This is a genomic window from Alcanivorax sp. (assembly GCF_002733835.1).
Lineage (GTDB): Bacteria > Pseudomonadota > Gammaproteobacteria > Pseudomonadales > Alcanivoracaceae > Alcanivorax.
The window spans coordinates 50,061-66,776 of sequence record NZ_NVWY01000012.1 but is presented as its reverse complement, the minus strand read 5'-3'; the positions used below and the strand labels follow the sequence as shown (position 1 = coordinate 66,776).

General features: G+C 47.3%; 17 protein-coding genes. 11 read left to right on the top strand and 6 right to left on the bottom strand.

The annotated features are described in order from the left end of the window. The first annotated feature begins 22 nt into the window (after positions 1 to 22). From COA55_RS08100 to COA55_RS08065, 8 genes are read left to right on the top strand one after another with little or no spacing between them, the layout of a single operon-like run. Positions 23 to 931: a glycosyltransferase gene (locus tag COA55_RS08100; protein WP_082872253.1), complete on the top strand. Its 909-nt coding sequence runs from the start codon at positions 23 to 25 to the stop codon at positions 929 to 931. Further along, positions 932 to 1,999: a radical SAM protein gene (locus COA55_RS08095; RefSeq protein ID WP_082872254.1), complete on the top strand. Its 1,068-nt coding sequence runs from the start codon at positions 932 to 934 to the stop codon at positions 1,997 to 1,999. After that, complete coding sequence (locus tag COA55_RS08090; protein ID WP_063518687.1) at positions 1,977 to 3,095, top strand: radical SAM protein; 1,119 nt, start codon at positions 1,977 to 1,979, stop codon at positions 3,093 to 3,095. Before COA55_RS08095 ends, COA55_RS08090 begins: the two co-directional genes overlap by 23 nt. Positions 3,096 to 3,104: 9 nt before the next feature. Beyond that, positions 3,105 to 3,932: a hypothetical protein gene (locus tag COA55_RS08085; protein WP_156496679.1), complete on the top strand. Its 828-nt coding sequence runs from the start codon at positions 3,105 to 3,107 to the stop codon at positions 3,930 to 3,932. Further along, positions 3,926 to 4,660: a TylF/MycF/NovP-related O-methyltransferase gene (locus COA55_RS08080; protein ID WP_290501392.1), complete on the top strand. Its 735-nt coding sequence runs from the start codon at positions 3,926 to 3,928 to the stop codon at positions 4,658 to 4,660. Before COA55_RS08085 ends, COA55_RS08080 begins: the two co-directional genes overlap by 7 nt. After that, complete coding sequence (locus tag COA55_RS08075) at positions 4,657 to 5,397, top strand: FkbM family methyltransferase (RefSeq protein WP_290501390.1); 741 nt, start codon at positions 4,657 to 4,659, stop codon at positions 5,395 to 5,397. Before COA55_RS08080 ends, COA55_RS08075 begins: the two co-directional genes overlap by 4 nt. Positions 5,398 to 5,401: 4 nt before the next feature. After that, a complete protein-coding gene (locus COA55_RS08070; protein WP_197468720.1) occupies positions 5,402 to 6,478 on the top strand; it encodes a geranylgeranyl reductase family protein in 1,077 nt (358 codons plus the stop codon). Continuing rightward, positions 6,475 to 7,164 carry a sugar phosphate nucleotidyltransferase gene (locus COA55_RS08065; RefSeq protein WP_082872295.1) on the top strand — a complete coding sequence of 230 codons (690 nt, stop codon included), beginning with the start codon at positions 6,475 to 6,477 and terminating at the stop codon, positions 7,162 to 7,164. Before COA55_RS08070 ends, COA55_RS08065 begins: the two co-directional genes overlap by 4 nt. Here COA55_RS08065 and COA55_RS08060 read toward each other — a convergent pair. The 4 genes from COA55_RS08060 to COA55_RS08045 all read right to left on the bottom strand — a co-directional run bounded on the left by COA55_RS08060 (position 7,161) and on the right by COA55_RS08045 (position 10,571). Continuing rightward, positions 7,161 to 8,057 carry a hypothetical protein gene (locus COA55_RS08060; RefSeq protein ID WP_290501386.1) on the bottom strand — a complete coding sequence of 299 codons (897 nt, stop codon included), beginning with the start codon at positions 8,055 to 8,057 and terminating at the stop codon, positions 7,161 to 7,163. The genes COA55_RS08065 and COA55_RS08060 overlap by 4 nt on opposite strands. Beyond that, positions 8,041 to 9,009, bottom strand: coding sequence for an NAD-dependent epimerase/dehydratase family protein (locus COA55_RS08055; RefSeq protein WP_290501384.1), 969 nt, complete (start codon positions 9,007 to 9,009; stop codon positions 8,041 to 8,043). The genes COA55_RS08060 and COA55_RS08055 overlap by 17 nt, the downstream gene beginning before the upstream one ends. Beyond that, positions 9,000 to 9,449 (bottom strand): aspartyl/asparaginyl beta-hydroxylase domain-containing protein, encoded by a 450-nt coding sequence (locus tag COA55_RS08050; RefSeq protein WP_290501382.1) that lies wholly within the window; start codon positions 9,447 to 9,449, stop codon positions 9,000 to 9,002. Before COA55_RS08050 ends, COA55_RS08055 begins: the two co-directional genes overlap by 10 nt. A 138-nt stretch (positions 9,450 to 9,587) precedes the next feature. Further along, positions 9,588 to 10,571 carry a hypothetical protein gene (locus COA55_RS08045; RefSeq protein WP_290501381.1) on the bottom strand — a complete coding sequence of 328 codons (984 nt, stop codon included), beginning with the start codon at positions 10,569 to 10,571 and terminating at the stop codon, positions 9,588 to 9,590. A gap of 232 nt (positions 10,572 to 10,803) precedes the next feature. Between COA55_RS08045 and rfbB the strand changes: the two genes are divergently transcribed. From rfbB to rffA, 3 genes are read left to right on the top strand one after another with little or no spacing between them, the layout of a single operon-like run. Further along, entirely contained in the window at positions 10,804 to 11,793 is a 990-nt protein-coding gene (gene rfbB, locus COA55_RS08040; protein WP_063520652.1) for a dTDP-glucose 4,6-dehydratase, read from the top strand. Further along, positions 11,790 to 12,683 (top strand): glucose-1-phosphate thymidylyltransferase RfbA, encoded by an 894-nt coding sequence (rfbA, locus tag COA55_RS08035; protein WP_363969998.1) that lies wholly within the window; start codon positions 11,790 to 11,792, stop codon positions 12,681 to 12,683. The genes rfbB and rfbA overlap by 4 nt, the downstream gene beginning before the upstream one ends. Further along, positions 12,680 to 13,834: a dTDP-4-amino-4,6-dideoxygalactose transaminase gene (rffA, locus tag COA55_RS08030; RefSeq protein WP_290501378.1), complete on the top strand. Its 1,155-nt coding sequence runs from the start codon at positions 12,680 to 12,682 to the stop codon at positions 13,832 to 13,834. The genes rfbA and rffA overlap by 4 nt, the downstream gene beginning before the upstream one ends. 27 nt (positions 13,835 to 13,861) lie before the next feature. Here rffA and COA55_RS08025 read toward each other — a convergent pair whose 3' ends face one another. Together COA55_RS08025 and COA55_RS08020 are read right to left on the bottom strand one after the other, a co-directional pair. Continuing rightward, positions 13,862 to 15,394, bottom strand: coding sequence for a hypothetical protein (locus COA55_RS08025; RefSeq protein WP_290501376.1), 1,533 nt, complete (start codon positions 15,392 to 15,394; stop codon positions 13,862 to 13,864). A gap of 291 nt (positions 15,395 to 15,685) precedes the next feature. After that, a complete protein-coding gene (locus COA55_RS08020) occupies positions 15,686 to 16,504 on the bottom strand; it encodes a pyruvate, water dikinase regulatory protein (RefSeq protein ID WP_063521704.1) in 819 nt (272 codons plus the stop codon). Between the last annotated feature and the right edge of the window lie 212 nt (positions 16,505 to 16,716).

The following is a 16,716-nucleotide window of genomic DNA, read 5'->3' as shown; positions in this document are numbered from 1 at the left end:
CAGCATAACTTATGTGAGTGCCATGAGAGAAAGACAGCAATGCCTAAATATAGAAAGGATTTCGGTTGTTGTACCGGTTTATAATGATGCTCAAGCAATCAAGGAGCTGCTTGGCCGTCTTTTTTCTGTATCAATGCCATATGAATTAGAAATTGAAGTGGTTATTGTTGATGATGGGTCCGACGATAACGTTTGGCTCGATTTGAAACAATTGAAAGGGGAGATGCCAAGTAAAAGATTGAAACTTATTCGTCTAGCTTCCAATCATGGGCAGGGTTTGGCAACCCTGTGTGGCATTGCGAATAGTCGTGGCGATTTTGTTATTACTATGGACTCTGATTTGCAGCACCCGCCTGAAGAAATTCCTGTTCTGGTTAAGCACTTAAAAGAAGGCGGGTTTGACTTGGTTTATGGTACAGGTACGAATGGACATCAATTTATGAAACGAATTGCTCGGCGGATATTGAGAATTCCTGGCGCACTTATGGGGGTGCTATATTACCAGTCCACTTCATTCAGAATGATGACCAGGCCCCTTGGCCTTCAGCTGGTTAACTCTATAACGTCGAGAATCCTGACTATCGATGATCTTTTTCCCGGGATGGTGAAAAAAGTTGGTTTTGTTTCTGTCCGCCACGAAAAGAGAAAGCACGGAGATTCTTCTTATTCTTATTTGGATGTGGCACTGTCTCTTCTTGAGGCATGGTATCTTTCAAAACGTCAGAAAGAGGTAGCCGTTAAAACAGGATTAGCCCTTTTGTTATTATCAATGATAAGTTCTCATTATGCGGTGGAACTTGTTGGAGTGAGTATAGCCCCAATTCTTTTTTTTACCGCAATCGTGATTATGGCTTGTGGCTATATGGTTGATATGAGACGCAGAGAAGCCACTCTCGATAACCAGATCAGTATTCTTGAAGTGGTGAGTTAAATGTCGGAGCCTGGATCAAAGACTAGAATTATTCAGATGCACCCTGAGAATGAGACGTCACAGTATTTAACGGGCGGACGAGCTCCTGTCCCTACAAACCTTTTCTTTTTGATAACTTCTGAGTGCAACCTTAGCTGTAAGCACTGTCATATGTGGCTAAACAAAGACAGCCCCCATTCTTTAACCTTGGCAGAGAAAATAAAAGTTGTCGAGGGTTTTGCCAAGCTCAATCCCCATGGGAATGTTGTGCTTTCCGGTGGGGAAGTAATGTTAAAAATCGAGGATTTCTTTGCTCTAACGAAGTCAGCGAAAAGCCTTGGTCTGAATGTTATAGCTGTTTCAAATTCTTCATTGATAGCCCCTTCACTGTATAAGAGATTCGTTGTTGAGGGTCCCGATATTTTGTATATCTCTTTAGATAGCCATGTCGATACCATTCATGACTATATAAGAGGCACCCCAGGCGCTTGGAATAAGGTGGTCAGGGTAATCAAAGGTTTGGTTGAAAAAAAGAAAGAATCTGGCTCATCTAACTTCAAAATATTTACCAGCACGGTTCTCTTCGAGGAGAATATTTATACGCTGGAAAATATGTTGGCATTTATAAAATCCTTAGGGGTAGACGGTGCGTCAGTTCAGGTTCTTTCAAGGACCGTGATGAACAAGTCACCCTCAGGTGCTGACCCCTTTTTTGACAAGAGTTTTTTTAAGGATAGGGAACTCGCTTCGAGAGTTCTTGACGAAGTGATTTCGGGGTTTTCTGACGATGGTTTTCTGGTTAACCTCGGCGAATATGAATGGATGAAGGAGTATATACTGAAGGGGCCCGATTACGAAACTAGCGATCAAGTTTGTGGATCTGCAGAGAAGAACATTTTTGTTGATCATGATGGTCGATATTCACTCTGCGCTAATATGGATGCTGTTGAAGGTGTAGGGAAGATAGGGACAGTAAGGGATATTAGTGTTGAAAGGTTCTGGTTCTCGGTACAGGCGGAAAGAGCCAGAGGGTTAATGAATCAGTGCAGGAAACATTGTGGAATGTATGCCTGCCATAGAAAAGACTAATGCCACTATGGAGCGTATTAAGATTCAAAGCATTAATGAAACCGTCGAGAGTGACGCAGCTGATCACATTCAGGCACTGAGTCCTCCCGACTACCTGTTTTTGCTAGTGACTTCTGAATGCAATCTCCACTGCAAGCACTGCCATATGTGGATGAACCAAGACAGCCCTAATGGCCTGACATTACCTGAAAAGCTTGATGTGGTGCGTCAGTTTCAAAGGCTAAACCCTTCGGGTGGTGTTGTCCTTTGTGGTGGAGAGTTAATGCTGAAAGAGGAGGAGTTTTTCTCACTGACTGCACTATGCCGGGAACTCGGGTTGAACACGGCCGCTTTTACTAATGGTTCACTGGTGGAAGAGTCCCACTATCATCGTCTCTTGCTAGAGGGGCCAGACCAACTGTTTTTTTCACTTGACAGCCACTTGCCAGTAGTACACGACTATATACGAGGTACTGAAGGTTCTTGTGAGCATATCCTGAAGGTTCTTACCGATCTTTCTTCACTCAAAAAGAAAGCTTACCCTGACTCAAAGGTCAGGATCTATACGAACTGCACACTTTTTGAAAGAAATCTGTATGGTATTCATGAGTTTATCGAGCATGTGAAAGGGCTGGGCATTGATGGTGTGCGCTTTGAATGCCTGCATGAAACTGTGGATAAGCGTTCAAAGGAAGGTGAAGATCCTTTCTTGCGTAGAGGATTCTTTTCAGATCAGAATGCGGCCGCAATGATGTTTGATGAAATTATTGCTAGGTACAGAAAAGATGACTTTGTTGTTGTTCCAGAAGGTGACTGGTTATGGATGCGCTTCTATGTTGCCAATCATGGTACGACAAACACATACCCTGTTTGTGCCGCGTTTGAGAAGATCATTTTTATTGAACAGTCTGGTGAACTTTTGCTTTGCCCCTATATGCATACGCTGAAGCAAGTCGGGTATCTGGGTAATTGCCGGACCACTGGACTAACTGATTTCTGGTTTTCAGCGTCTGCTGAGAATGCAAGAAAATATATGCGCTCCTGCAATAAGGAGTGCGGTATGATTTCTGGTTTTAGGAATTCAGAGCTTGTAGCCCCATTAGTGCTTACCAAGTAATTTATAAGTATGGCAATGTTAGATGATTTTTTAAAAATTATTAACAATGAATCAGTCGTTCGGTATCTGAAATTGAGTGTTCAGACGCTTTATCAGAAAGATTATCCTTTCTGCAGCTATTTGGCAGTTAATTATGCCGGGTCAAAACTAATTAACGCCAAGTTTTATGTGACTGCTTTTAAAAAAGTTGATTTTTCCCTTGTGAAAGAATTCTTTCCTTTCTCTGAAGAGGTTAGTAATGCCTACGAAAAATATGAAGAGGGAAAGGTTTATAATCCCGCAAATATGGGGGTTGTCTTTGTATTCAAAATGAGCCCCTCCGGGCGGCAGCTTTATACCTATGGGCAGCGCGTAAAAGAAGATATCAATCCACCTATTGACCAGCCCGGATTGGTCACGGAGCCTAAACAGTTTGATGATTATTTTGCCCATGAAGTAGGGGCAAGTCACGCTTATGGGAAAAACTATTATATCATCATGAATAGGATGAATATCAAAACCATGCTTTGCCGAGCTTCACTGGAGCTTGATGATTCAGATGTGGATTTGATTGAATATTCTACATTTGAAGGTAAGCAGAAAATTTTGGCGGCGATAAGTTCTGTGGCGAAAACAGAAAACTATCTAAGGAGGACGGGGGGGGGAGAATTTCTTGCATTACACGACTTCATTCGGGATAAATTTGGTTTTATTCCAGTGTCGCCAGGAAAATATTTGAATAGCCCGGTGAGAACTATTCACTATTTCTCCCCTGGTGAACCTGTCTATTTTCGGGACTCTTTGGCATTAATGACAATGCTCTCTCGGATTGAACAGGGGGAGGTGCTCTCTTGCTGAATTCTGTGAATGATAAGTTCTTTGCTAGATCACAAGAAATTCTTTCATTTCTTGATCCCCTGGATATTACTGAGTTATCTACATTTGAGCAGCTGCCCGAAGTGATCAGATGTTTCCCCGCTCATACTTTGTTGACTCGAGATTTCTTTGAGGAGATGTTGTCTTCACATCAGATTAGGGGGGCGATTGGTGGCGAAGGAAATTGGGTGCAGGTTGGGGTATGGAAGGGCGGGGGGGCCTTGTTCTTTCGGGCGCTTATGGAAGACTATGGAATCGACTCTGAGCTTCATCTTTATGATACCTTCGACGGCTGTAGATCAGAGGCTCTCACGCAGCCCGAAGATCGACGTTTTTCTGATGCGTTGGGTCTGCAACATGTTTCCGAATGTTATGAAGAAAGTGCAGTTTCCTTGCTCGAAAGGTTTAGTCTTAACTCTAAGGTAGTATTTCATAAAGGAGATATTACTAATCCTAACGATACTATCGTTCCAGACAAGATTTCACTCTTGCATCTTGATGTGGATTTTTATGAGCCAACATTGTCTGCACTGAGGCTGTTTTATGATCGGGTTGTTCCAGGTGGCACCATTATTGTGGATGATTATTATTTGAATTTGGTGAACTGCCGACAAGCAGTTGACAATTTTGTTTTAGAAAAAGACATAGCCGAATTTATAGACATGAACCGCTTTTCATCGTTTTCCTTAATTATGAAGAAACGCCAATGAAACTCGGTTTTTATCAGCTGATCAACTCTAGATTGGCAAATTGTATTGAGGAAATTCATTTTCATAGCAGGTACTCACCTAGTGTGGATGCCTACTTGATAAAAGAGATTTTTGAGAAGGAAATATACAGATTTCAATGTGCTCATGAGGCGCCACTGATTGTTGACTGTGGTACCAATATCGGTCTTGGGCTTCTTTATTTTAAGACAATATATCCTGATAGTCGCATCGTCACTTTTGAAGCGGATCCTCTGTCGGCCAGCGTGGCAAGAAAAAATATCAATTTTCTCGGTCTGACCGGAATTGATCTTGTGGAAAAGGCCATTACGGATACAACGGGCTCCACCGATTTTTTTGTTTTCCCTGATTCTTTAGAAAACATTCCCGTCTGCTCGACCTTTGAAAATGCTTTGGCAAGAAGGCGTATTATTGTAGAGAGTATGGCTGCAGCTGAGCTGCCTTGTTTGGATAATGGCGTAGACTTTATGAAGGTTGATATTGAAGGCGGAGAAAGCAATGTGATATCGAGCCTTGTAGAGTCAGGGAAATTAAGAAAAGTTAAAACCTTTGTTATCGAATACCATCACTGGGTTAAGCAGAAATACTCGTTCGATGAATTCCTCACTGTTTTCAAAAGACATGGCTTTCTTATGGAGATGGTTGATGAGGAAGGTGCTCACCCTGCGTATCCTGAAACTTCAGGGAACAGTATTTTGAAATTCATTCGAGTGGATTGATATCGTGACAAAATCTGTAAAGGTAGACGTGATAGTTGTCGGAGGCGGGCCAGCGGGTGTGGCTTCTGTACGTACACTCACAGCAGGTGGTGCTCGCGTAGCATTGATCGAAAAAACACGATTCCCAAGAAGCAAGCCTTGCGCTGGTGGACTTTCCGCTGGAGCCGTGCGTTTACTTGATTATGACTTCACTACTGTTGTTCGTGAAAAGGTTAACGAGCTGAGACTGTCCTATAAAGATAAAAAGCCGGTTATCATTAAAGCGGAAGAGCCAATCGCATTAATGACTAAACGAGCCGAGTTCGATAGTCTTGGGATCGAAGCAGCATTGAGTACCGAATGTCAGTACTTTGTACTACCAGAAATTAGTGGAATTGAGCTTCGTAGGGATGCTGTTGAGCTAATCTATCCTGGCCTCAGAATTAAGGGCAACTACCTGGTTGCGGCGGATGGTGCGGGGAGTACTATACGGCGTTTGATCTCCGGTCGACCGAAGGGGGCTTTTGGGGTAGCTATTGAAGCCGACGTTGATGCGAACGAAGTTAATACTCAAGAAATTAGAACAAAAGTTGATTTCGGTTTTTCTCCTGGAGGGTATGGCTGGGTATTTCCAAAAGGGGATCACTACAACGTTGGTTTGTATTCCTGGAATAGTCGCCATTCCCGATTTGTAAATCGTCCAGCCCTTAAGCAATATGCTCAGATTTCGTTGGGAGAGGTAAATCTTTCGGATATTCGTGGCTTCCCCATCGCAATTTCATGCTCAAAGAAAAGTATGGGCAGCGGAAGAGTTTTGTTTGTCGGTGATGCAGGAGGGTTTACTTATGCCTCAAGTGGTGAAGGTATTTATGGTGCAATACTTACGGGGCAGCTTGCCGCTAAATCAGTACTGATAGGGGGCGATGTTGTGAATAATTATCGTGCTACCTCCTCTAGGTATCTACGTAGATGCGGTCTAAATAGAGCTTTCTCTAGGCTTATTTACCCCACGTTAGGCGTTTCCTACCCTTTGTTCGCGGCACGGCTTAATAGTCAGGCAATGCGCGCATCCATGTCATTGGTAGATTCAGAGAAAAGATGATGAAAGCAGTGATTTTATGTGGTGGACAAGGGCTGCGTATGAAAGGCTGCTTTGGGAATACCCCAAAGCCATTAGTGGAAGTACAGGGCAAGCCTATCCTTGAACATATAATTCATCATTATTGTCTTTATGGGGTGTCTGAGTTTGTATTGTTGGTTGGAGCAAATGAACTGGCTTTTCGGCAGTTTGCTGATCGATATAAGGGTGGCAGCGTTTTAATAAAGGTGCTTCAGACGGGGGAGGATACTCCTACAGGTGGTCGCTTGGCTATTGCATCGCATTTATTTAAAAATGAGAAAAACGTCTTGGCTACATATGGAGATGGAATCGCCAATCTGAACGTCGATGCCTTGGTAGACCAGCATATTTCTTCTGGTAAAGGTGTGACTTTGACCGCCGTACAGCCCCGGCTGCCGTTCGGTTTACTAGATGTTGATGATAGTGCCTCTGTCATTTCTTTTATCGAAAAGCCGATGATGCCTCAGCTGATAAATGGTGGTTTCTTTGTGATTTCGACCGAGGTTTTAAAGAAACTTGATTTAGACAGTGATTTTGAAACTGATGTGCTGCCTTCCCTTGTTGACAAAGGGGAGCTTGGTGCATATTTCCATAAGGGTTTCTGGCAGAGTATGGATACTTATAAAGATGTTGTTAGATTAAATTCGATGGAGTTGCCGACGCTTTAAGAATTATGACTCTTTGACATTTTGTATTTCTCTAACTCGCCTCTGTGAGTAAGTATCTCTGTGAGTAGCTTTGCGGATTGGTGTTCGTAATTTCTAGAAAAAACAGGGTCTTTCTTCGCTTTTGCTGGGGTTGGAGAGTCGGTTGCCTTGATTTTTATAAAGCTTGAATCCGTAAATCTGATATAAGAGCCTTCTTTAACAAATCCCTTATTCTGTACCAGGTTTTTCCCTGGAATAATAGCCTCCATATCGTGTAGAGCCTGTTTCCAACCCCAGCGCAAATCCCAGGTGCATCGGTCATCCAGACGTTCAAAAAAGGGAGTAAGTAGGCTGTTTGGGTTCTGCAGTTTATCAATTACTCCGTTGTCTTTTTTTCCATAAGGAAGGGGGGAGTTACGTAAAGTTTGCCATTTTTCCGCCCATGTGGCCCAGCCCCAGTAAAAAAAAGCAAAAGGGACTATGTATGCTTTGTTTTCTCTATTGCTCGCCCCAAGGTTGCAGCCAATGATGCTTCCTATTTCCTCAGCGTTTTCATAACGCGTCAACATTCTATTGCAAAAATCAAAAAAAGATGAGGAGGGTACGGTATCGTCTTCCAGTACGATGGCGCTTTCCTCAATGCTAAAGACATGATCGAGCCCGTTATGTATAGAGTCATTGATGAGAAGATGCTGATCTTGGAAAAGATAGATAATCTCGCCTGGTAATTGCCATTGACTGATGCTGTGTCTAATTGCCTCGACGGTAAGTCTTTCCTCTTCAGATGAATATAGATTACTAACTACATATAACCTAGGGGGGGAGTAAGATTTTATTGCCTGGAAAATTTCCTCCAGGAATTGTCGTTTTCTGTAAGTAAAGAGTACAACTGGGGCGTTATTGATCGTAGTCATTGGTATCTCTATGGTAAATGCCGTGTTCTTGATACCAATTAATAGTCTCAACTAGAGCCTGATGTAGAGGGGTCTTCGGCTCCCAGCCGAGAACCTTGGCGATTTTTCTGCAATCAAGTGACTGATATGTGATTTCACCAAAATTCTGGTTCTTAATAATTACTCGCGCTCGGCTTTCAGGAATGGCAGATTGAATGAATTTCACCATGTCGAGTACAGAGATGGCGGTTGGGTTACCTATGTTGAAAGCCTGCCCATGCACCCTGTTTTGTGGTGCAGTCAGCAGTTGTAGGTAAGCATCTGCAACATCAGTTGCATAAATGTAGCAGCGTTGGAGCAGGCCAGAGCTGCGGATAATGATGTCTTGGTTTTTTAAGCATGAGGCAATGGTTCCGGGTATGATGCGGCTGAAGTTTAAGTCATAGGCTCCGAAGGTGTTGCCACAGCGGGTAATGGTGACGGGAAGAGCATGCGTATGGAAGTAGCTTAGGGCGAGTTGCTCAGTAGCTTGTTTGCTGAGATCGTAGGGGTATTGTGCTTTGAGCTCAAAATCCTCTTGGTAGGGCTGCTTTTGGTGTTGGCCATAGGCTTTATCAGAGGAGGCTACAATTATAGAACGCAATTTCCCGTACCGCCGAGCGGCCTCGAGCAGTAGCCAGGTGCCACGAATATTGATGTCAAAAGTGGATTCTGTATCAGATAGAGCATTGCCGACGATGGGTTGGGCGGCCAAGTGAACCAAGTCTGTGGGCTTATGACGGGTAAACACTTCTTCCAGTAATCCAGTATCGCGGACATCACCTTCAATTTGAATCTCGCCATGCGCTTGAAATGGGTGGTTTCTGGCGAGGCTGATGACGTCAGCCCCTTCAGCAAGCAGCCGTTTACTGAGGTGCGTACCTATCAGGCCTGACCCGCCGGTGATGAGAATTTTTCGGCTTTTCATTTGCATGGAAGAAAATCAATCATAAGGTTTATTCGACGATTCTGAGCATGGTTTTTGACGCTGTGTCTATAACTGTAGTCAAACATTATCTCGTCTCCTGCATTACGTAACTCTTTCTTATGACCGTTACATTGCATCTCGCAGCAACCGTTAATTAGGTCCTCCAGTAAGAGATGGTAGACAAAATGCTGCCTGGTGTGCGTGTGCTCTTTCAGAGTTGCATTAGGCCCAAGGACTGATATTGCAGCAAAAAAAACCCCGGGAACTTTATCAAGTAGAGACGTTGTTAAAGGTAAAAGATTCATCGCTTCTATTTCGGTTATAGTTTCCCCTTTTTTATAGATTACTAAGGCCGTATGATCCCCTTGGCGAACATTGTAGCCGGCTTGATCTTCGCGTAGTCCGTTCTCGAAGACCCAGTTTTTTAGATGTGTATCAATTCCCATTCCGGCATTCACGATTTCTTGTACGTACTGGCTTTCTTTGTATGCGCGCCTGAATTCGCAAGCAATTTTTTTATGCTGGCGTCTTATGGTTTGAAGAAAAGTGAATTGCGATGTAGGTATAAACATTTCGTCTTGGCGTCAGGATGGAAAAAAAAGTCTCAGGGCATATCGAGTTGAACTTGTGCCTGCATTCATTCTTTCAAGTACCCTTGTGGCCGCTCGATTGTTCAGCGATACACAGGTTTGAGCGCTCTTAAATTGGGATAATGAGCGTTCTGCCAAGCTGTAAATGATTGGATAGTAACACCCTGTTGCCTTTCGGGATGAAAGGTATATCCCGTTGCCCATTATTTGAGCGCTTATGCCCGCGTAGCTCAGATCATGTCGTTCAATCGCACCGCAGGCTTGTACACGGCAACCTTTTTCCATGACCAAGGCGATTCTTCCTCGTTCGGTATTGTTAAGGATTTTTTCAAGCCATATCTCGTAAAGCCTAGTGGTTTTGGCTTCTGGTAGCGAAATATCGCGGGAGAAGCGACTCTCGAAATATACCCCGGCCATTAGTGCCAAGCACTGCGATCTGTCGTCTTCTCTATACTCGCGAACCAATGACAAGAATTTAGGTGGCTTGATGCCTTTGAGGGATCTCCAGCGGTACTCGCGTTTGATATCCAGAATCTCCGCTCCTAGGCCGAGCAAGGCATTCAGGCATAAGTAGTCGTCGATATCCACCTCGCATGAGGTGTGCAGTATGGAGGTTTCCTGCCTCATCTTATTGATGGTGTCGCGGAGTAAATTGCTCAGGGCCGATGGGGGGCACGTCGGGGCTGCAGCCAAGCTCATTCTCGCCATGGGTAGGCCAAAGTGTTGGGTATCCCAGTCTAGAGGTTTGATAGCGCAAGCGGCGATAACGCCATTTTGGTCATTGATCGTGGAGCAAACACCATCAGCTTTGACAGTCGACATCAATTCATATCGGAACAGACGTTGGTGGTCTTCTTGGCAAAGCTGTGGATGGCCACGATAGCGGGTGTAAATGGCTAGGGGGGTTAGATCAAGCGCCTGAATCTGGTTTGCCTGATGGAACTCTGTGGTTCTAGTTGGCCGCAACGAGGCTTTCATGTTTCTTATCCTGATGCTCTTGGTGGCTCTCGATCATGGTCATATGCAGTGGTTATCATTATTAGATTTTTGATAACCCATTGTTATGTTTTGAGTGCGTATATGTCCGCTACACCTTTTGGGCTAGTCTATCCTGTTTGAATCGCGATGGCAGCAGGAGGGATCATGGATACTTCGAGGATCTTGGTAGTCTTTGCGGCAATGGAATTTCTCTAGGACGTCGGTAGTCAGAATGAAGTCTCTGCTTGTTACAGGGGGCTGTGGTTTCATCGGCAGCGCCTTTATCCGCTGGGCCTTGGCCAATACCAAGGCTACTATCGTCAATCTCGATGCTCTCACCTATGCCGCTCAGCCTCAAGCACTGGCTTGCGTGGAAGGCGATGGGGGTTATTACTTTGTCAAAGGTGACATAAACAATGCTGATTTGGTGTCGAAATTGCTGGAGGAACACCAGCCTTGTGCATTGATCAACTTTGCAGCGGAATCCCATGTGGACCGTTCCATCACAGCCCCTATGGAGTTCTCGCGCACTAATATCCAGGGCACCCTGACCTTGCTCGAAGCTTGCCGCAGCTGGCTTCAAGTGCGAGCTGGTTCGCGCCCGTTTCGTTTTCTGCAAGTATCCACTGATGAGGTGTACGGTGACTTAGGGCCTAAAGGGGCGGCAGCACAGGAAGGTGATCCCTGGCATCCCGGCTCACCCTATGCGGCGAGTAAGGCTGCAGCGGATCATCTAGTGGACGCCTGGGTGCACACCTATGGCTTTCCTGCCCTGATTTCCCATGCCAGCAATAATTATGGCCCTTGGCAGTATCCAGAGAAGCTGATCCCGCGGGTGATACAGTGCGCATTGGCAGGCGATACAATCCCGCTGTATGGAAGCGGGGAACAGGTGCGTGACTGGTTACATGTTGACGATCACGTTAAGGCATTATGGTGTTTGCTGGAGCAGGGTAAGCTGGGAGAGCACTACAATATTGGTGCAGACTGTCAGCTGACGAACCTATGTCTGGTGAATGCCATTTGTGCACATCTCGATGGCTTGAGGCCGGCTTCAGCTCCGGCTGGAGGCCATGCATCACTGATTCGTCATGTGGCAGACCGCGCCGGCCATGACTGGCGTTATGCCTTGAATAGCAGCAAGATGCAGGCTTTGGGCTGGCGCCCGCAGGTGTCGTTTGAGCAAGGGCTGCGTGATACGGTGGCATTTTATTTACCATGACAATGCAATTTAGGGAAAACCGCAAAGGGATCCTTCTGGCTGGAGGGGCAGGGTCCCGACTCCACCCTGCAACCCTTGGTGTATCCAAACATTTGCTGCCTGTCTATGACAAGCCGATGGCTTATTACCCTATGTCGGCATTGATGCTGGCTGGGATCAGGGATGTGTTGATTGTTACTACCCCGGAGGATTCCGGCAACTATCAACGACTATTCGGTGATGGCAGTCACTTGGGGATGCGCTTCGAGTACGCGCAGCAGGCTAAACCCGGTGGGATTGCGGAGGTTTTTGAGATTGCTGCTGAATTCATTGGCGATTCCCCTGTGTGTCTCGTTCTAGGTGACAATATTTTCTATGGGCAGGGCTTCACTCCGCAGTTACAGGCGGTTGCTGCTCGGCAGCGGGGGGCGACACTGTTCGCTTACCCGGTGAAAGAGCCTGAGCGATTTGGTGTTGTTTCACTGGGAGCGGCAGGCCAGGTCTTACGATTGGAGGAAAAACCGGCGGAGGCTTTCTCTAATCTGGCAGTGACTGGGCTTTATTTTTTCGATAACGATGTTTTGGATCTTGCCAAAGAAGTCCGGCCGTCCTCGCGTGGCGAGAAAGAGATTGTGGATGTGCTCAAGGCTTATCAGGCACAAGGAACTCTCCAGGCGGAAGTGCTGGGGCGGGGTTTTGTCTGGCTGGATGCGGGGACTCCTGAGTCTTTACTGGAAGCCGGGACGCTGGTTCAGGCCATCGAGCAACGTCAAGGGCTCAAGATCGCATGTCTCGAAGAAATCGCATGGTGTTCCGGTTGGATTACCTCTGAGAAGCTCGAAAAGCTTATCTGGCAACTCGGTAAGACGGAATACAGTGGATACCTTATAAGCCTGCTGCAGACAAAGTGACGAATATCGTTATGTATGTTCCTTTTAATCGCCCTTTAGTGCTTGGCTGTGAAAGCGATGCTATTGCTCAGGCGCTAGCTTACGGGGAGCTTGCAGGAGGCGGTAGGTATACCAAACGCTGTGAGGCTTGGTTGTCCCGCCATGCCAATACCAGTTCAAGCCTACTCACCCCATCGTGCACCCATGCGCTGGAGATGGCTGCTCTACTTGTTGATATCCAGCCAGGGGATGAGGTTATCATGCCGTCCTGGACTTTTGTCAGCACTGCTAATGCCTTCGTGTTACGGGGAGCTACCCCCGTTTTTGTCGATGTTCGCCTGGACACCTGTAACCTTGATGAGCGCCTCATAGAGCAGGCAATAACCCCAAAAACCAAGGGGATTGTGCCTGTTCACTATGCGGGCGTGAGCTGTGAGATGGATGCAATCATGGCTATTGCTGAGCGCTATGGTCTGTGGGTAATTGAAGACGCGGCTCAAGCGATGATGGCAACCTATAAAGAAAGGCCATTGGGCGGGATCGGGCATCTAGGCGCGTACAGCTTTCACGCGACCAAGAATTACACCAGTGGAGGGGAGGGGGGGGCTTTGCTGATTAGTCGTGCTGAGCTCACTGATCGAGCAAGCATAATCCGGGAGAAAGGCACAAACCGAGAGGCGTTTTCTCGTGGGGCAGTGGATCGTTATTGCTGGTTAGATATAGGCAGTAGCTATTTGCCGAGTGAAGTTCAGTCTGCTGCTTTGTCTGCCCAGTTAAGTCAGGCTGAGAAGGTCAACAGGCGCCGAGTAATGCTCTGGGAGCGCTATTTTCAAGAGTTAGAAGGTGTGTGCTTTCGTCATGGAATCTATCTTCCTGCCGTTCCAGAAGGCTGTCAGCACAATGGGCACCTATTTTATCTACGGTGTGATAACAAAGCTGTCCGGGATACGCTCCTAAGCCAACTTTTAGGCCTTGGCATCATGGCTCAGACTCACTATGAACCATTACACCTTTCTCCGGGAGGACGGAAATTTGGTCGGGTGAGTGGTGATCATCCGCATACGATAAAGGTCAGTAATGGGCTGCTCAGGCTGCCTCTCCACTATGCGCTAGCCGAAGCGGAGCAAGCGTACGTGATAGAGAGCCTGATCGAATTGATCAAGTGTTTTTAATCGCGTGCTGAAGCGTGTTCAGCGTTCTCATCTGTTGATTTCGTTATAAACGCGGTTACTCATCATCTTGTCCCGGTCGACCGCTTTTTGATTGAAAGGGTCAACCTTCCACAATACTGACTGAACAAAGGTTCTATGCTCGTAGAGGGCAATGAGTGCACCCAGTGATTCTGGGTCGATATTGTCGAGCGCTATGATGGTTGAAGGCGTCCCAGGGATGCGGCGGCTCGATTGTTCCCGCGTATCCTCGAACGCAAATTGTTTTGCAGTGGCGTAACAGAGTTTGTTGCAGGTTTCATGTCGGCTGTTTATTTGCCTTTGAAACTTTTCGGATGGAAGAGTTGGGGGGGCTTTACTGAGTATGAACTCACAGCAGCAGGAGTCACTGCCATTGTGGATGTACTCATGCAGACTATGTCGGGCATCCAGTCCGGATTCTCCCAGCACCATGCCGGCGGTCCTCAGCTTTTCTGATTCTGCAGATGAGGATTTTCCGCAACTTTCAAGCTCCAGCTGGCTTGCAAAGCGTGGCAGGAGGTTCAGGCGGCTGTCATAGGGGAGAAGAATTCGGTTCTGAATACTCAGGAAGTTGCGGTTCCAGACATCAACTAGTGCCATCAGAACGGGGATGTTTTCTTCTAGCCGTGCGGTTCTGAAATGATGATCTACAGTCTCGGCCCCTTTCAGCATTTTTTTGTAGAAGTTGGCCCCTTTTGTTAGCAATACAGGAAATGAAAACGCAGAGCAGCTGGAAAACCTTCCTCCGACCCAGTCCCAGACGCGTAACTGGTTTTTTTGCGGAATTCCTGCCTCGGTCATCCTGTCTGGGGAGGATGATATACCGATAAAGTGTTTGCTCAGATCTGAGCCTTGCCCGAGCCGCTCGATCAGCCAGTCACGAGCAAGTTGAAAGTTGGCATGCGTGTCCACTGTGGCGAAAGATTTTGAGGCAAAAATAAACAGTGTTTGCTCAGGAGGGAGCTCACTGAAAAGTCGATAGAGCTGCATTCCATCGAGTGTTGACGCGAAATCGACCTTAATGGAGTCGCTCTCCCGCCATAAGGCGTGATGAGTAAATTGTGCGACTGTTGATGGCCCGCCACTGGCCAGATACACAATGTTGGTTATTGATAGGCCTGTTGACCCTCTCCATTGGCCTGTATTGATATCACTGGCCAATTTCGACATCCGGGAAATTTCGAGGCGTATTTCGTCAATCTCGTTTTGAAACTGCTGGGCATCGTTGTGTTGCCGCAGTAGCCAGTGCCCTCCTGGCTTTGATGCCGAAATGGAGTCTCGACTAAACAGCTTGTGAATCTCGGCACCTACCGCCTCTAGTTCTGCCAGCTGGGCCAGTAACCCCAGGGTTTGAGAGTTCAGCCTCTGCAAGCTCATATCTAATTGTAATGGTCCGAGCTTCCAGCAAAGTGCGCTCTCGCGTTGAGAATCCGCACTATGCAGCTGCAAAAGGCTCAGGCGGCCCATCTCTTTTGCATGCTTGGCAAGAGCGCTGTAAAGGGCGTCCTTATCGGACTTCTTGTGTAATGGCTTATGCTTCACTGTAGTGTCTGTAGCAAGGACGAAGGAAGTTAGTCTACCGTTGCGGGGGGGGATTTGCCTATAAGGTCTCCGATTCCCCTGTTGTTGGGCGCCTAATTAATAGGCAGAGTGGGCAAGGGAGCGGAAGCTAGCTATAGTTCTTGTTGTCTCTGGGCTTCATGCCCACGCGCCGAGGGGGGGGGCATGAAGCAGGGGCGGCAAGGTGGGTTCGAGCAAGGCTGCATGAAGGCTATTCCCCGGTCTGGATTCGCTGTGGGAGTTCGCTTGCAAGCAAGCTCCTACGGCTGCACATCACTGCAGCCGCCGCTTCAACCCCTTCATCGCCAACACCCGCGTACTGATTTCCTCAATAGATAGCTCTGTCGCGTCCAGATACGGGATGTTGTGCTTGTTGTACATGGCTTCCAGGGCCCGTAATTCCATGTCGCATTGGCGCGGGGACGCGTATTTACTGCCGGCTTTGCGTTCGCTGCGAATGGCGCTGAGGCGGTCGGCGTCGATGGTGAGTCCGAAGAGTTTGTGTTTGTGCTCCATCAGGGCCTTGGGCAGGCGCAGGTCGTCGAAGTCGTCTTCGGTGAGCGGGTAGTTGGCGGTGAATAGCCCGAACTGCAATGCCAGGTAGAGGCAGGTGGGGGTCTTGCCGGAGCGGGAGACGCCAATGAGGATAATATCGGCCTGGTCGTAGTGCCGGGTGCGGGCGCCATCATCGTTATCCAGCGCAAAATGCACAGCGTTGATACGGATTCGATAGGATTCGGCGTCGCGGATGGCGTGGCTCTGGTTGATTTTGTGATTGGAGCGTACCCCAAGCTCGTCTTCCAGCGGACGAAGAAAAGCGCCGAACAGGTCGAGAATCAGGGCGTCACAGCTATGCAGGATGGCGCGATGGTCGGTGTTGACCAGTGTCGAGAAGACTACCGGCTTGGCGCCATCCTCCTCTGCGGCCTTGTTAATGCGGGCCACGGCTTCACGGGTTTGCTCATCGGATTGCACGAAAGGCAGGGTGATCTGCACAAATTCGATATCCCCGAACTGGCTCAGCATGCTGTGACCAAGGGTTTCTGCGGTAATCCCGGTGCCATCAGAAAGGTAGAAAGCGCTTCGTTTCATTGGGTCTGCCCGTTTTTTTTGCGGTAGGAGCGGGGCTTGAGCCGCGAACAGTCTTGGCGGGGTGGGGCTCCAACCATTCGCGGCTCAAGCGCCGCTCCTACGGGTAAGTCATTGTTTTGAATGGAGCCAGTCTAGACGCTGTATCGCTGTGCGACCAGTGCTATCTGCATGGATTGGCCGATCTGTCAGAGGGTTTGTGGCGCCATGCGTTG

Excerpts from the sequence above, each read along its gene's own strand:
- COA55_RS08100 (WP_082872253.1), top strand. The coding sequence starts at position 23 with ATGAGAGAAAGACAGCAATGCCTAAATATAGAAAGGATTTCGGTTGTT.
- COA55_RS08095 (WP_082872254.1), top strand. The coding sequence starts at position 932 with ATGTCGGAGCCTGGATCAAAGACTAGAATTATTCAGATGCACCCTGAG.
- COA55_RS08090 (WP_063518687.1), top strand. The coding sequence starts at position 1,977 with ATGCCTGCCATAGAAAAGACTAATGCCACTATGGAGCGTATTAAGATT.
- COA55_RS08085 (WP_156496679.1), top strand. The coding sequence starts at position 3,105 with ATGGCAATGTTAGATGATTTTTTAAAAATTATTAACAATGAATCAGTC.
- COA55_RS08075 (WP_290501390.1), top strand. The coding sequence starts at position 4,657 with ATGAAACTCGGTTTTTATCAGCTGATCAACTCTAGATTGGCAAATTGT.
- COA55_RS08065 (WP_082872295.1), top strand. The coding sequence starts at position 6,475 with ATGATGAAAGCAGTGATTTTATGTGGTGGACAAGGGCTGCGTATGAAA.
- COA55_RS08060 (WP_290501386.1), bottom strand. The coding sequence starts at position 8,057 with ATGACTACGATCAATAACGCCCCAGTTGTACTCTTTACTTACAGAAAA.
- COA55_RS08055 (WP_290501384.1), bottom strand. The coding sequence starts at position 9,009 with ATGCAAATGAAAAGCCGAAAAATTCTCATCACCGGCGGGTCAGGCCTG.
- COA55_RS08050 (WP_290501382.1), bottom strand. The coding sequence starts at position 9,449 with ATGGGAATTGATACACATCTAAAAAACTGGGTCTTCGAGAACGGACTA.
- COA55_RS08045 (WP_290501381.1), bottom strand. The coding sequence starts at position 10,571 with ATGAAAGCCTCGTTGCGGCCAACTAGAACCACAGAGTTCCATCAGGCA.
- rfbB (WP_063520652.1), top strand. The coding sequence starts at position 10,804 with ATGAAGTCTCTGCTTGTTACAGGGGGCTGTGGTTTCATCGGCAGCGCC.
- rfbA (WP_363969998.1), top strand. The coding sequence starts at position 11,790 with ATGACAATGCAATTTAGGGAAAACCGCAAAGGGATCCTTCTGGCTGGA.
- COA55_RS08020 (WP_063521704.1), bottom strand. The coding sequence starts at position 16,504 with ATGAAACGAAGCGCTTTCTACCTTTCTGATGGCACCGGGATTACCGCA.